The organism is Magnetospirillum sp. 15-1 (assembly GCF_900184795.1).
Taxonomy (GTDB): domain Bacteria; phylum Pseudomonadota; class Alphaproteobacteria; order Rhodospirillales; family Magnetospirillaceae; genus Phaeospirillum.
This window is the reverse complement of the sequence record NZ_FXXN01000026.1, coordinates 1-14218: the sequence shown is the minus strand read 5'-3', so window position 1 is coordinate 14218 and position 14218 is coordinate 1. Positions and strand designations below refer to the sequence as shown.

The window sequence follows — 14218 nt, the reverse complement described above, 5'->3', positions numbered from 1 at the left end:
TAGGATACGAGGTCCCTGTCTTGTCCCGAGTTGGAAAGGGTATCGGGTCGCTGGCGATGCCGCCCCTGCTGCTGATGGCGGCGGCGGCGCTTTGCGGCGTGGCGGTACGCATCATCCCGCCGGGGCGGGTGTTCGACGATGCCGGCGACTATCTGCCGGTCCACTCCATTCTCGAGCTGGTGAGCATCTCGGTTTCGCTGATGGTGTTCTCGCTCGGCTGGGCGGTGCGCCGCGCCGACCGCAATCACCGCAACCTGATCATCGGGCTGGCCGCCCTGGCGGCGGCGGCCATTGATGTCTTTCACACGCTGTCCTATGCCGGCATGCTGGCCCTGATCACCCCCAGCGGCCCGGAAAAGGCCATCAATCTGTGGCTTCTCGGGCGATTGGCCATGGCGATCGGCCTGATCTTGGCGGTAACCACCACCGAACGCCGATGGAGCGACCGGGGCCGGCGGCTCTGCCTGCTCGTGGTCGGGCTGCTGACGGCGGTTCTGATCTCCGCCGGGCTGGCCCATCCCGAATGGTTTCCCCGCACCTTCATTCCCGGCGACGGCCTGACCACCTTCAAGATCAGCGCCGAATACGTCCTGTCCACCGCCTATGTGGCGGTCTCCAGCCTTCTGTACCTGCGGTTCCGCCAATCCGGGGACGGCAACGACCTGAAGATGGCCGCCGCCGCCTGGATACTCGGCCTGACCGGCGTCCTGCTCACCCTTTACGGCGATGTGGGCGATCTGATCAACCTGACCGGGCACGTGGGCAAGGCGCTGGCCTATCTGCTGATCTACAGCGCGTTGTTCGTCTCGGGTGTCCAGGCGCCCTACGCCGCCCTGGCCAAGGAGCAGGCCCTGCTGCGCACCTTGATGGATTCCATTCCCGACCTGATCTTCTTCAAGGACCCGTACTCGCGCTATCTTGGCTACAACCGGGCTTTCGCCGCCTATTGCGGCCGCCCCGAGAGCGAAATGACCGGCAAGACCGACGACGAGTTCGCTCCCCCCGACATCGCCGCGTTCTATCGGGCCAAGGATCGCCAGGCCATGGCCGCCGGGCACCCCAGCAGCAACGAGGAATGGATCGACTACCCCGACGGACGGCGGGTGCTGCTGGAAACCGTCAAGGCGCCGATCCACGATGATCGCGGCACCCTGCTGGGCATGGTCGGCATCAGCCGCGACATCACCGGCCGCAAAGCCGCCGAGGAAAAGCTGCGCCGCGCCCATTACGATCTGGAGATGGTGACCGCCGTCGCCGCCCACGACCTGCAGGAGCCGGCCCGGACCATCGCCAGCTTCCTGCAACTGCTGCAACTGCGTTATGGCGGACAACTGGGCGAGGACGCCGACCAGTACATCACCTATGCCGTCGAAGGCGCCCACCGCATGCGCGCCCAGTTGACCGGATTGCTGGAATACACCCTGATCGACCGCAGCGAGCCGTTCTTCCCGCCGGTGGACACCGAGGCCGTCCTGGCGGAAGCGCTGGACACCCTGAAGCCCCGCATGGACGAGGCCGGGGCGGTGGTCAGCCACGGCGCCCTGCCGGTGATCAACGCCGATCCGGGGCAGTTGCGGCTTTTGTTCCAGCACCTGATCGGCAACGCCGCCAAGTTCCGGCACCCGGACCGCAAGCCGGAAATCCGGGTGACCGCCACCCGCCGGGACGATGGCTGGGAATTCGCCTTCGCCGATAACGGCATCGGCATCGAAGAGGCCTATTGGGACAAGATCTTCGTGGTGTTCCAGCGCCTCCATACCCTGAACCACTACGACGGCACCGGGATTGGCCTTGCCATCTGCCGCAAGATCGTGGAACGTCACGGCGGCCGCATCCGGGTGGTGTCCGTCCCCGACCAGGGCAGCACCTTCAGTTTCACCCTTCCGGATCGCGCCTGACCCTCTCGCCTGACGACGCGCGGCGCCCAATCATGATCGACAGCATTCTCGACCGTCTGACCCGGCTGCATCCCAAGGTCATCGACCTGTCCCTGGACCGCGTCCTGCGGCTGCTCGACGCGCTGGGCAGTCCCCAGGAAAAACTGCCGCCGGTGATCCACGTGGCGGGAACCAACGGCAAGGGCTCGACGGTGGCGACACTGCGCGCCCTGTTCGAGGCGGCGGAAATGCGGGCCCACGTCTACACCTCGCCCCATCTGGTACGCTTCGCCGAGCGCATCCGCGTCGCCGGAAGCCTGCCCACCGATCCCGAACTGCTGGCCCTGCTGGAAGAGGTGGAGGCGGCCAATGCCGGGCGCCCCATCACCTTCTTCGAGATCACCACGGCGGCCGCCTTCCTGGCCTTCGCCAAGACTCCGGCGGAGGTCTGCATCCTGGAGACCGGGCTGGGCGGGCGGCTGGACGCCACCAACGTGGTGGAGCGCCCGGCCCTGACCGTCATCACTCCCATCGCCATGGATCACGAGAGCTTCCTGGGCGGCCGCATCGAGGCCATCGCCGCCGAGAAGGCCGGCATCATGAAGCGCGGCATCGCCTGCGTGGTCGCCAAGCAGGGGCGCAAGGCGGCCAAGGTGCTGGAGGCGCGCTCCAGCGAACTGGGCGTGCCGCTGATCAGGGAGGGCGAGCACTTCTTCGCCCGCACCGCCTCCGATGGCGGGCTGGTCTATCGCGGTCCGTCGGTGGAGTGGAGCCTGCCCGCCCCCGCCCTGGCCGGCGCCTTCCAGTACCGCAACACCGCCCTGGCCCTGGCCTGCATCGAGCGCCTGTCGCGCACCGAGCCGGTCCCGACCTTCCCCGATTTCCCGCCGAGCGCGCTTGGCCCCGGCATCCGTTCGGTGACGTGGCCGGCCCGCCTGCAGCACCTGACCAATGGCCCGCTGGTGGACATGCTGCCCGAGGGCTGGGAATTGTGGCTGGACGGCGGGCACAACCCCCATGCCGCCGAGGCCCTGGCCCAGCACACCCGCTCGTGGCGCGACAAGCCGCTGATGGCGGTGTTCGGCATTCTGTCGACCAAGGACGTGGACGGCTATCTCGAGCCGCTGGCGGCACGCTTCCACACCCTGCGCGCCGTCGCCATTCCCGGCGAGGCGGCGGCGCTGCCGGCCGAAGACGGCGCGGCGGCCGCCACCCGGCATTTCTGCCTGGACGCCAAGCCCTCGCCCTCGGTGGAAGCGGCCGTGGCCGACCTGATCGCTGCCGGTACCGGTCCGGCCCGCATCCTGATCTGCGGCAGTCTCTATCTGGCGGGAACAGTGCTGTCCGACAATTCCTGAGAGAGGCCGAAGCGCTTTTCCAGCACCTCGCGGGTGGCCGACCAGACCTGATCCAGGGGCTGGAGCTGCTGGCGCACCTCCTCGGCATGGCCGGCGCGGGCGGCGGCCTCGATGGCGGCGGCAAGCTCGGCCAGCGGTCCGCAGCCGGCCGCCCCGGCCATGCTCTTGAGGTCGTGGGCCGCCATGTGCAGGCGCAGCATGTCCCCGGTTTCCTCCGCCAGGATGCGGCACGCCGCCTCGGCCTGGGCGAGGAAGGTGGCGATCAGGTTCGCCATGCCCTCGGGCCCCAGATGGGCGCTCAGTTCGGCGAAGGGGGAGTTCATGGCGGCCACCGGCGCCGCCCCCTCTCCCACCGGCCGCCCGGCCAGCACATCGGCGATCACCCCGAACAGAATGTCGGGGTCCACCGGCTTGGCCACATGGGCGTTCATGCCCGCCTCGCGGCAGCGCTCGGCATCGCCGCGCATGGCGTTGGCGGTCAGCGCGATGATCGGCACCCGACCGGCCTCACCGGGTAGCGAGCGAATCCGCGTCGCCGCCTCCAGCCCGTCCATCACCGGCATCTGCATATCCATCAGCACCACGTCGAAGCCGCCGGCCCGCGCCATCTCCAGCGCCTCGGCGCCGTTGACGGCGACGGCCACCCGGTGGGAAGCCTTGGTCAAAAAGCCCAGCGCCACCTTCTGGTTGATGGGATTGTCCTCGGCCAGCAATACCGACAGCGGCGGCAGCACCGCGCCGCCGCGCGCGTCCACCGCGCCGGGAGCCGGGGCGGTGGTGGCCGGCAGGTCCAGGCGCAGCCAGAAGCGGCTGCCCACGCCGGGGCGGCTTTCCACGCCGATCTCGCCGCCTTGGGCCTCCACCAGTCGGCGGCAGATGGCCAGCCCCAGGCCGGTGCCGCCGAAACGCCGGGTGATGGAGGAATCCGCCTGGGCGAAGGCATGGAACAGCCGCTTGATCTCGGCCTCCTCCAGGCCGATGCCGGTGTCGGTCACCGAGAACTCCAACCGCCCCGATCCGTCGCCGGCCAGCCCGGCCCGGATCAGCACATGGCCGGCATCGGTGAATTTCAGCGCGTTCCCGGTCAGATTGAGCAGAATCTGGCGCAGACGGCCGCAATCGCCCTCCACCCATTCGGGAACGCCCGACGCGACGGCGTGGGACAGTTCCACTCCCTTCTCGCCGGCACGGGCCGACAGCAGGGTCTGGATGCCGGCGACCACCCGGGCGGGGCTGAACGGAGCCCGCTCGAACTCCATCCGCCCGGCCTCCACCTTGGACAGGTCGAGGATGTTGTCCAGGATGCCCAGCAGCACCTCGGCGGAATGGTGAACCATCTCCAGACGTTCGCGGTCCTCCGCCTCCAGCGGCCGGTCGAGCAGCAGCCGCACCATGCCGAGGATGCCGTTCATGGGGGTGCGGATTTCATGGCTCATCACCGCCAGGAACTCGCTCTTGGCCCGTGTGCCGGCCTCGGCCGCCTCCTTGGCTTCCAGCAGGGTGATGCGCGCCCGGCGCTCGCCCTCGACCAGCAGGAACTGCCCCCGCCCCATGCGCTCGAGCTGGATGCGGGCCATGGCGCCGACCAGATAGGCCACCACGGTCACCAGGGCGATGATGGTCATGTCGGCCGGGCTTTCCGGCACCTCGCGCCACTCGGCCCAGAACGCCAGACTGAGCAGGGGGGCCACGGCGCACAGCAAGGCCACCCGCCGGAACGGCCCCGGCATGAACATGAACAGCGACATGGCGATCAGGGGAAAGAACATGCCGCCGTGGCGGTCGAGCAGCGGGTGGGCGAAGACCAGGGCGTTGAGGCAGAAGAAGGCGTAAAGGTACAGATGGGTGAGGGCGATGATCATGCGCGCCGTCGCCGCCTGGGCCAGACTGGTCAGCCCGATGGCCAGCAGGGTGGCGACGGCCAGGCGCACGGTCAGGAAGAACATCAGCCGGTCGCCGCCGAGCGTCATCAGATCGAGGGGAACGAAGGCCAGACAGGTGAGGCTGGTGGCCAGCACGCAGAGATAGGCCGCGTCCAGCAGGCGTTGCCGCGACGCTTCGACGAAGGTGTCCTCGAGTTCACGCGAACGGAACTCGCCGCACCAATTGATGGCGGCGTCCCTGATCCCCATGGGGCGCAGGGTAAGAAGCGGATAGGACTCCAGTCAATACACTGAATGCCCTAGGTCCCCGGAGTGGGGGCGGCCGAAGCCGCCCCTCTCGTCAATGCCGCGTTCCGTCTACTTCTTCCACCGCGCCGCCGCCTCGGCGACGCGCTTGCCCAGATGGGCGGCGGTCTTCTTGTCGGCGTCGGTGACGCCCTCCGGTCCCTGGTCGGCATTGGCCTGGGCCATGACGCCCAGGAAGCTGCCCAGCCGGTTGAGGTCCTCGACGCTGCCGTTGGAATTGTTGTTGCCGGGCAGCAGGTCCAGACCCACCCACACCATGCCGTGCTGGGCGGCGAAGACGGACAGCTGGATCAAGGTGCCCAGCTTGTCGCCGCTCTGGCTGGCCGAAACGGTGAAGCCCGCCGCCACCTTGTCCTGCCAACCTCGGCCGTACCAGATCTTGGAGCTCCACTCCATGAACTCTTTGAACTTGGCCGAGGCCGAGCCCATGTAGGTGGGCGAGCCGAAGATGATGGCGTCGGCGCCGTTCAGCAGGTCGGCCTTGGCCTCGGCCTGATCGGCCGGGACAAGATGCACCTGGGCGCCGGCCACCTGGGCCGCCCCGGCGGCGACGGCCTCGGCGACCGCCTGGGTGTGGCCGTAGCCGGAATGAAACACGATGGCGATGGAAGTCATGCTGCTCTCCTTGATGTAATGGTATCTGTTACTGTTACGTTTTATCCTAAAAAAATAGCGCCTACCCCTCGCCCCTCAGGGCACCCACCACCTCGGACAGCGTGGTGGTGGACAGCACCGCGTCGCGGGCGGCGTCGGCCCGCTCGATCACCCGGACCAGCACCGACTGGATATTGCGCCCCACCGGACAGGCCGGATTGGGCGGCTGGTTGTGCAGCGCCGGCTCCTCGTCCTCGTCCACCGCCCGGTGGATGTCGAGCAACGAGATGCGGCCGGCCGGCCGGGCCAGCACCGACCCGCCGCTGCTGCCTCGCGTCGAGCTGACCAGCCCGGCCTTGGCCAGGGCGGACAGCAGACGGCGCACCACCACCGGATTGGTGTTCACCGAACCGGCGATCCATTCCGACGTGCACGGCTGCCCCTCCATGGTGGCGAGCAGCGACGTGATGTGAACGGCGACGGCGAAGCGGCAGTTTCTGGCCATGGGGAATATGTAACAGAGACCGTTCCCATTCGCAAGCCGAAATGCCGCCCCCGCTTTCCCGCGTTGCTCGCTTCGGGCTGGGCAGCCTATTCTGTGGCAAGGAGAGGGACGCATGAACACGGGCAAACCGCTCAATATCGGCGAGGCCTTCGGTCGCGCCATGCAGGCCTGGGAAGACGGCAACGTGGCCGAGGCCCGCCGGCTGGCGCGCACCATCATCGAGGCACGGCCGGATTTCGGCGGCGCCCATTACCTGTTGGGCCTGGTCGCCCTGGGGCAGGGGCAGGCCAAGCGGGCGGTGGACCATCTGACCCAGGCGGTGGCCTCCGACCCCAACCAGCCGGTGCCGCGTCTGGCGCTGGGCCGCGCGCTGGAGGCCCAGGACAATTTCAACAGCGCCATCCTGCACTACCGCGCCATCCTGAGCCGCGAACCCAATCATGCCGAGGCCAATTCCCGGCTGGCCGATCTGCTGGGCCGGCTGGGGCGCAACAGGGACGAGGCCCTGGACCATGCCCGCCGGGCGGTGGCCGCCGACCCCCGCCATGCCGAGGCCCTGTGCACGCTGGGCACCCTGCTGCATCAGGCGGGCGAGAGCGTCGAGGCCGCCGGCATGCTGGAGCGCGCCCTGGAGCTGCGCCCCGACTGGGCGGTGGCACTGAATAATTACGGACTGATCCTGCGCTCGCTGGGCCAGAACGAGCGGGCGGTGGCGGTGCTGTCCGGCGCGGTGGATTTGCGCCGCGACCATGCCGGCACCAGGGCCAATCTGGCCGCCGCCCTGCGCGGCCTGGGGCGTCTGGACGACGCCCGCGTCCACGCCGAGCGCGCCACCAAGCTCAATTCCCGCGATCCCTCCGGCTGGCTGGAGCTGGGGCTGATCCGCCGCGGCCTGGACATGCCCGAGGCCGCCGCCGCCGCCTTCGAGCGCGCGCTGACCGCCGCCCCCGATTCGGTGCACGCCCATTACTGTCTGGCCGAGACCCGTCTGGCCCTGGGGCAAAAGGAGAGGGCCGCCAAGCATTTCCGCCGCTGCCTGGAACTGGACCCCGAGGACCGCCACGGCGCCGCCCTCGGACTGGCCCAAACCGGCGCCGTCGATGCGCCGAGCCGCGCCCCCGACGCCTATGTGCGGCAGTTGTTCGACGATTACGCCGACAAGTTCGATTCCGCCCTGGTGGACAAGCTGGCCTACCGCGCCCCGGCCTTGCTGGCCCAGGCCCTGGATGCCGTCCTGGAGCGCAAGCAGGGTCTGGACGTGCTGGATGCCGGCTGTGGCACCGGGCTGGCCGGGCCGGTGCTGCGCCCCCTGGCCGCCCGCCTCGACGGTGTCGACCTGTCGGGCGCCATGATCGACAGGGCCCGCAGCCGCCGTCTCTATGACCATCTGGAGGTGGGTGAACTGGTCGCCAGCCTCGAGGCCCGCCCCGCCACCTATGATCTGGTGGTGGCCGCCGACGTGCTGGTCTATTTCGGCGACCTGAACGGCATCATGGCCGCCGCCGCCCAGGCCCTGAAGCCTGGCGGGGTATTCGCCTTCACGGTGGAGCGGGCCGAGGATTGCGCGTCCTACGCCCTGGGCGCCAAGAACCGCTATGCCCACGCCCCCGATTATGTGGAAGCGGTCGCCGCCGGCCATGGCTTCGCCGTCGCCGCCTCCGAACGGGCCTCCACCCGGCAGGAGGCGGGGGAAGACGTTCCCGGCCTCGTGGTGGTCCTGCGCAAGATTTAAGACGCCGGGCGCGGGTCTCCGCCCGCTTGGCTCCCGCCGCATAAGCGGCTAAGGTCGCCTCGAACTCATAGCGGACCATCCTAGCGACCATGTGCGGCTTCGCCGGCTTCCTCGACCTGACCCAGCCCACCCCCGACCGGGACAAGGTGGTGCGCGCCATGGCCGCCACCCTGGTCCATCGCGGCCCCGACGACGACGGCGCCTGGGTGGATGACGCGGCGGGCGTGGCGCTGGGCTTTCGCCGTCTGGCCATTGTCGACCTCACGCCCCAGGGGCATCAGCCCATGGAATCCCACGATGGGCGCTGGGTGATCAGCTTCAACGGCGAAATCTACAACCACGCCGCCTTGCGGGCGCGGCTGGGGGACGGCATCGTCTGGCGCGGCCATTCCGATACCGAGGTGCTGCTGCAGGCGGTGTCCGCCTGGGGGGTGGAAGCGGCGCTGGCCGCCTTCGACGGCATGTTCGCCTTCGCCCTGTGGGACCGCCGGGAGCGCACCCTCACCCTGGCCCGCGACCGGTTCGGCGAGAAGCCGCTTTACTGGGCCAAGGTGGGCGGCCGCCTGCTGTTCGGCTCGGAGCTCAAGGCCCTGGCCGCCCATCCCGCCTGGGAAGGCGGCATCGACCGCGACGTCCTGGCCCTTTACATGCGGCTGGGCTGGATTCCCGCCCCCCATACCATCCATCCCGGCGTCTTCAAGCTGGAACCCGGCCACCTGATGCGGGTGAGCGGCGGGCAGGTCTCCATCCAGGCCTATTGGTCGGCGGCCGACAGCGCCGCCCGCCTGGAGAACAGCTTCGACGGCACCGCCGAACAGGCCGCCGACCGGCTGGAGGAACTGCTGCACCACTCGGTGGCCCTTCGCATGCAGGCCGACGTGCCGGTGGGCGTCTTCCTGTCGGGCGGCATCGATTCCTCCATCACCGCCGCCCTGATGCGGCAATTGTCGGCCGAGCCGGTCCATTCCTTCACCATCGGCTTCGATCAGTCGGGCCTGGACGAAAGCCCCCATGCCCGTGCCGTGGCCGACCAGCTGGGCACCATCCATACCGAGGTGCGGATCGGCGATGCCGAGGCGCTGGCCATGGTGCCGCGTCTGCCCGCCCTTTATGACGAACCCTTCGCCGACGCCGCCGCCCTGCCCACCGCCCTGCTGGCCCAGGTGACGCGCAAGAGCGTCACGGTGGCCCTGTCGGGCGACGGCGCCGACGAGTTGTTCGGTGGCTACGGCATCTATCGCTCCATCCCGAAGGACTGGCGGGCACTGCAACGCCTGCCCGGCGGCCTGAAGGCGGCCGGTGCGCTGGGCGCCCGCCTGCTGGCCGGACCGGCCGAGGGACTGGCCGCGCTGGCCGGCGGCTTGCGCAGGCGCCGCAGCCATCCCGGCCACCGCCTGGGCCGCGAGGCGGAACGCCTGGAGGCCGGCTCCCTGGCCCAATTGCTGGGGCTGCACTATTCCCGCTGGCGCGGCATGCCGGCCCTGGTGCCGGGGGCCGGACGCGCCGACAGCCTGTTCACCGCCCCGACGCCGCCGGTCAAGGACGACGCTCTGGCCACCATGCTGCTGGATGCCTGCGGTTACCTGCCCGACGACCTGTGCGTCAAGACCGACCGCGCCACCATGGGCGCCTCGCTGGAGGCCCGCCTGCCCTTCCTGGCGCTACCCATCGCCGAATTCGCCTGGAGCCTGCCCACGCGCCTGAAGATCGAGGGCGAGACCGGCAAGGCGGTGCTGCGCCGCGTCTTGTACCGCCACGTTCCACGTGCCCTGGTGGACCGCCCCAAGATGGGCTTCGAGGTGCCGCTGCGCCGCTGGCTGAACGGCCAGTTGCGGGACTGGGCCGACGATCTGCTGTCCGAGGACCGGCTGCGCCGCCAGGGCTGGCTGGATGCCGCCCTGGTGGCCCAATGCTGGCGCGAGCACCGCTCGGGCTCCAAGAACTGGCAGAACGAGATGTGGCACGCCCTGATGTTCCAGGCATGGCTGGAAACGGTCAGTCCCTGAGCGCGTTCCGCTGCCGGGCTTCCCGGATCACGCCGCGATCGGTGGCCAGGATGGAATCGATGACCCCTTCCTTGCGCATGGCCCGCAGCGCCTCGGCCAGCCTGGGCACCAGATGGGCATGGCGGACGTTGACGTAGTGGTAGAGAGGCGTGACCTCCACCGGCTCGTCCAGCGCCCGGAGCGGCCCCAGCTTCAGTTCGTCGATCAGCAGCCACAACGCCTCGCCCAGCACCGCCACCTGGCAATGCCCGGCCTTGACCATGCGCAGGGAGGCCTCGTTGGTGGAAACCACCTCGCGGCTCATGCCCTCGGTGCCCCTCTCGCCGATCTTGAAGCCGCGCACCACGCAGATGTTGTAGGGCCGCAGGCTTTCCCAGCCGCTGACCTTGAACTTCGGCCCGGCGGTAAAGGCGATGGTGTCGAAGGTGAGAACCGGCTCGGGCACCCGCACCAGATTGGGATAGCGGACCTCCAGCCCGGCCATGCGCATGGTGTCACCGTCGGTGTCGCCGCTGTCGGCCGAGACGATGGCCCGCTCGTTGGGACGGATGTCGGCCACCGCCTGCAGTCCGATGCGGCGATAGGCCTCGCGCACCACCTCGAAGCCGCGCACGCTGAGGTGGTCGCCCTGAATCTGCGAGATCATGTGGAGTTCGGCGGCCCCGGCCCGCCCCGTCGCCAGCCACGCCAGCACAACGAGGACACCCAGGGCCGCCCGCATCATGGAGCGTACTCGGCCGGGTCGGCCAGTCCCGCCTCGGCGAACCCCTTGAGGCGCAGGCGGCAGGAATCGCAATGCCCGCAGGCCCGCCCCTGCTCGTCGGGGTCGTAGCAGGTGGAGGTGATGGAATAATCGACACCGAGCGCCAGTCCGCGCCGGATGATCTCGCCCTTGGAGAGGTCGATCAGTGGGGTGTGCAGCCGCAATCTGGTGCCTTCCACCGCCGCCTTGGTGGCGAGGTTGGCCATGGCCTCGAACGCCTTGATGTAGTCCGGGCGGCAATCGGGATAGCCGGAGTAATCCACGGCGTTGACGCCGACGAAGATGTCGGCGGCGCCCATCACCTCGGCGAAGGCCAGGGCGAAGGACAGCATGATGGTGTTGCGGGCCGGCACGTAGGTGACCGGGATGCCCTCGGGAATGGCGTCCTCCAGCCCGCCCTTGGGCACCGCGATGTCCGAGGTCAGCGCCGAGCCGCCGAATACCCTGAGGTCGATGTCGGCGATACGATGGTCACTGATGCCCATGGCCTCGGCCACGCGCTGGGCCGCCCGGATCTCCACCGCGTGGCGCTGGCCGTAGCGGAAGGTCAGCGCCGACGGCACGAAGCCCTCGGCCTTGGCGATGGCCAGCACGGTGGCGGAGTCAAGGCCGCCGCTGAGCAGGACGATGGCGGGTTTGGTCGTCATTCCGGCGAACCTCCTTTTCGCCGGAATTGCGCCGCCATTGAGGCGGCGGCCAAGGGCGCGGAGGCGCCCGCCCGGCGAGGGGCAGTTTATGACTACAGCGAGAAGTGCGACGCGATGAACGCGTCGATCTCGGCCTCGTTCCAGCCCTTGGCCTGCAGGTCGGAGCGCAGCTTGGTGATGTCCACGTTGGGCCAGGTGTGGCAGCTCTCGATGGTGTGCTTGTCGGCGTCGACGATGCGGAAGTCGTAGGGGCGCTTCTCGCTCTGGAACACGTCGTAGTACAGCACCTGATCCACGTGATTGTCGGGCAGGAAGGTCAAGATGCGCGGCTTGACGTCATACAGCTTCTCGGGCCCGGAAATATCGGCGGACGCCGCGATGATCAGCTCGTCGCCCTTCTGGCAGGTCCGCGCGGCGGCGCCGTTCAGCACGCAGCAGCGCGAGCCCGGCTCGCCGAAGATGACGTAGGTGGAGATACGGGCCGCCGAGTTCTTGTTCCAGATGTCGACGAATTCCATGGGATAGATGCCGGCCATCTCGCACTGCTCGGGATCGAGCGTGATCGAGCCGTGGTAATTGAGGTCGGCATTGGTAACGCGAATACCGTGCAGCTTCGCGCGAATGATCTTCATCATGGGACACCGGGACAAACTTGCAGCATAGGGCAGTGACGTAAACGCACTGGGGCCTGTTCCGCAACACCTTATTGACGTCAAGGGGCATGGATTGAACAGGGCGGGCGGCGGATTCGGTGCTTGACGCCCTCATGCGCCCTGTCGTTTGCTGGGGCTCCGAGTTGCTCAGTAGGATAATCCCGCCCATGTCCGCACCCGCCAAGCCCAGCGGCGAACCCATCGCCGGCAAGCATCAGCTGGTCGAATACCTGGAATCGGGCTGCAAGCCGAAGGATGCCTGGCGCATCGGCACCGAGCACGAAAAGTTCGGCTTCTCGCTCGACGACCTGCGGCCGCTGCCCTATGGCGGCGACAAGGGCATCAAGGCCATGCTCGACGGACTGGTCGGGCTGGGCTGGGAGCCGGTGTTCGAGGGCGACAACGTCATCGCCCTGCACGATTACTGCGGCGCCGCCATCAGCCTGGAACCGGGCGGGCAGCTGGAGCTGTCGGGCGGCCTGCTGGAGAACATCCACCAGACCGCCGCCGAGGTCACCCATCACCTGGCCCAGGTCAAGCACGTGGCCCAGCGTCTGGGCATCGGCTTCCTGGGTGTGGGCTTCCAGCCGAAATGGAGCAAGGAAGACACGCCCTGGATGCCCAAGGGCCGCTACGTGATCATGCGCCGCTACATGCCCGAGGTGGGAACCAAGGGCCTGGACATGATGCTGCGCACCTGTACGGTGCAGGTGAACCTGGATTTCGCCTCGGAAGCCGACATGGTGAAGAAGCTGCGCGTCTCGCTGGCGCTGCAGCCTGTCGCCACGGCCCTGTTCGCCGCCTCGCCCTTCGTGGACGGCAAGCCGTCGGGCTTCATCACGGCCCGCGGCGACGTGTGGACCGACACCGACCGCTACCGCACCGGCGGCTTGCCCTTCGCCTTCGACCGGGGGATGGGCTTCGAGCGCTACGTGGACTGGATGCTGGATGTCCCCATGTACTTCGTCTACCGCGACGGCAAATACATCGACGCGGCGGGCCAGAGCTTCCGGGACTTCATGAACGGCAAGCTGCCGGCGTTTCCCGGCGAACTGCCCACCATGGGCGACTGGGCCGACCACCTGACCACCGCCTTCCCCGACGTGCGCATCAAGAAATTCCTGGAGATGCGCGGCGCCGATGCCGGGCCGTGGCGGCGGCTGTGCGCCCTGCCCGCCTTGTGGACCGGCCTGCTCTATGACGACGCGGCGCTGGACGGCGCCTGGGAGTTGGTCAAGGACTGGGGACCGGAGGAGCGCGAGGCGCTGCGCGCCACCGTCCCCGCCCGGGGTCTGGCCGCCACCATCGGCGGCCGCAGCGTGCGCGAGGTGGCGCTGGATGTGCTGAGCCTCGCCTCGGCCGGCCTCAAGGCGCGGGCGCGGCTCAACGATTCGGGACGCGACGAGAGCATCTACCTCGATCCCATCGAGGCGGTGGCGAGAAGCGGCAGGACCGCCGCCGAGGACATGCTGGAGGCCTACGACACCCGCTGGCAGCGTTCGGTCGATCCCATCTTCAAGGAATATGCCTACTAGAGTCAGTCTGAGTTAAGCGGAATCGGAATTGGGATTCCCCTGGGGCCGAGAATGTGATTCAAACTGCTGGCTGGATAGGAGGCCAGCAGGGATGGCAGGACCTCTTTCGCAAGACCTTCGGCAGCGGATAGCCGCAGCCCTGAATTCAGGCGAGACGACACGCTCGGCAGCGAAGCGCTTTGGGGTTTCGGTGGCGACGGCGGTTCGGATCGGCCAGAAGTGGCGATCCGAGGCGCGGTCCTCCTGGTTGATGTCCTTGGCGGTCAGCACGACGATGGGGATGGCGTGCCATTCGGGATGGCGCTGCAACTCGGCGACGAACTCGAAGCCATCCATTTCCGGCATCATCAGGTCGAGCA

General features: G+C 68.5%; 11 protein-coding genes and 1 pseudogene. 5 read left to right on the top strand and 7 right to left on the bottom strand.

Going from position 1 to position 14218, the window contains the following annotated elements; genetic code table 11:
* The first annotated feature begins 20 nt into the window (after positions 1–20).
* On the top strand, positions 21–1898 hold the full coding sequence (locus tag CP958_RS15535; RefSeq protein WP_242442929.1) for an MASE3 domain-containing protein: 1878 nt from the start codon (positions 21–23) through the stop codon (positions 1896–1898).
* A gap of 32 nt (positions 1899–1930) precedes the next feature.
* Positions 1931–3235 (top strand): folylpolyglutamate synthase/dihydrofolate synthase family protein, encoded by a 1305-nt coding sequence (locus tag CP958_RS15530; protein ID WP_096703125.1) that lies wholly within the window; start codon positions 1931–1933, stop codon positions 3233–3235.
* On the opposite strand, the gene CP958_RS15525 is transcribed toward CP958_RS15530, so the two are convergent.
* The 3 genes from CP958_RS15525 to CP958_RS15515 all read right to left on the bottom strand — a co-directional run bounded on the left by CP958_RS15525 (position 3199) and on the right by CP958_RS15515 (position 6523).
* Positions 3199–5367: an ATP-binding protein gene (locus tag CP958_RS15525; RefSeq protein ID WP_096703123.1), complete on the bottom strand. Its 2169-nt coding sequence runs from the start codon at positions 5365–5367 to the stop codon at positions 3199–3201. The genes CP958_RS15530 and CP958_RS15525 overlap by 37 nt on opposite strands.
* A 108-nt stretch (positions 5368–5475) precedes the next feature.
* Positions 5476–6039: a flavodoxin family protein gene (locus CP958_RS15520; RefSeq protein WP_096703121.1), complete on the bottom strand. Its 564-nt coding sequence runs from the start codon at positions 6037–6039 to the stop codon at positions 5476–5478.
* 61 nt (positions 6040–6100) lie between these two features.
* Positions 6101–6523, bottom strand: coding sequence for an Rrf2 family transcriptional regulator (locus CP958_RS15515; protein ID WP_096703119.1), 423 nt, complete (start codon positions 6521–6523; stop codon positions 6101–6103).
* Between the two features lie 112 nt (positions 6524–6635).
* Here CP958_RS15515 and CP958_RS15510 point away from each other — a divergent pair, with 112 nt between their 5' ends.
* Both CP958_RS15510 and asnB read left to right on the top strand, forming a co-directional pair.
* Positions 6636–8255 (top strand): tetratricopeptide repeat protein, encoded by a 1620-nt coding sequence (locus CP958_RS15510; RefSeq protein WP_096703117.1) that lies wholly within the window; start codon positions 6636–6638, stop codon positions 8253–8255.
* Positions 8256–8344: 89 nt separating this feature from the next.
* On the top strand, positions 8345–10261 hold the full coding sequence (gene asnB / locus CP958_RS15505; RefSeq protein ID WP_096703115.1) for an asparagine synthase (glutamine-hydrolyzing): 1917 nt from the start codon (positions 8345–8347) through the stop codon (positions 10259–10261).
* Here the strand turns inward: asnB and CP958_RS15500 are convergent.
* From CP958_RS15500 to CP958_RS15490, 3 genes are all read right to left on the bottom strand, one after another.
* Positions 10251–10985, bottom strand: coding sequence for a hypothetical protein (locus CP958_RS15500; RefSeq protein WP_096703113.1), 735 nt, complete (start codon positions 10983–10985; stop codon positions 10251–10253). The two genes, asnB and CP958_RS15500, sit on opposite strands and share 11 nt — an antisense overlap.
* A complete protein-coding gene (gene queC / locus CP958_RS15495; protein WP_096703111.1) occupies positions 10982–11671 on the bottom strand; it encodes a 7-cyano-7-deazaguanine synthase QueC in 690 nt (229 codons plus the stop codon). Before queC ends, CP958_RS15500 begins: the two co-directional genes overlap by 4 nt.
* A gap of 92 nt (positions 11672–11763) precedes the next feature.
* Complete coding sequence (locus tag CP958_RS15490; RefSeq protein WP_096703109.1) at positions 11764–12306, bottom strand: aspartate 1-decarboxylase; 543 nt, start codon at positions 12304–12306, stop codon at positions 11764–11766.
* A 185-nt stretch (positions 12307–12491) separates the two neighbouring features.
* Between CP958_RS15490 and CP958_RS15485 the strand changes: the two genes are divergently transcribed.
* Positions 12492–13859 (top strand): glutamate--cysteine ligase, encoded by a 1368-nt coding sequence (locus CP958_RS15485; RefSeq protein ID WP_096703107.1) that lies wholly within the window; start codon positions 12492–12494, stop codon positions 13857–13859.
* A gap of 12 nt (positions 13860–13871) precedes the next feature.
* Here CP958_RS15485 and CP958_RS26655 read toward each other — a convergent pair.
* Positions 13872–14218: pseudogene (locus tag CP958_RS26655) on the bottom strand (hypothetical protein); the annotation flags it as partial.

Coding starts and splice junctions, on each gene's coding strand:
- CP958_RS15485 (WP_096703107.1), top strand. CDS start 12,492: ATGTCCGCACCCGCCAAGCCCAGCGGCGAACCCATCGCCGGCAAGCAT.
- CP958_RS15490 (WP_096703109.1), bottom strand. CDS start 12,306: ATGATGAAGATCATTCGCGCGAAGCTGCACGGTATTCGCGTTACCAAT.
- CP958_RS15515 (WP_096703119.1), bottom strand. CDS start 6,523: ATGGCCAGAAACTGCCGCTTCGCCGTCGCCGTTCACATCACGTCGCTG.
- queC (WP_096703111.1), bottom strand. CDS start 11,671: ATGACGACCAAACCCGCCATCGTCCTGCTCAGCGGCGGCCTTGACTCC.
- asnB (WP_096703115.1), top strand. CDS start 8,345: ATGTGCGGCTTCGCCGGCTTCCTCGACCTGACCCAGCCCACCCCCGAC.
- CP958_RS15500 (WP_096703113.1), bottom strand. CDS start 10,985: ATGATGCGGGCGGCCCTGGGTGTCCTCGTTGTGCTGGCGTGGCTGGCG.
- CP958_RS15520 (WP_096703121.1), bottom strand. CDS start 6,039: ATGACTTCCATCGCCATCGTGTTTCATTCCGGCTACGGCCACACCCAG.
- CP958_RS15525 (WP_096703123.1), bottom strand. CDS start 5,367: ATGGGGATCAGGGACGCCGCCATCAATTGGTGCGGCGAGTTCCGTTCG.
- CP958_RS15530 (WP_096703125.1), top strand. CDS start 1,931: ATGATCGACAGCATTCTCGACCGTCTGACCCGGCTGCATCCCAAGGTC.
- CP958_RS15510 (WP_096703117.1), top strand. CDS start 6,636: ATGAACACGGGCAAACCGCTCAATATCGGCGAGGCCTTCGGTCGCGCC.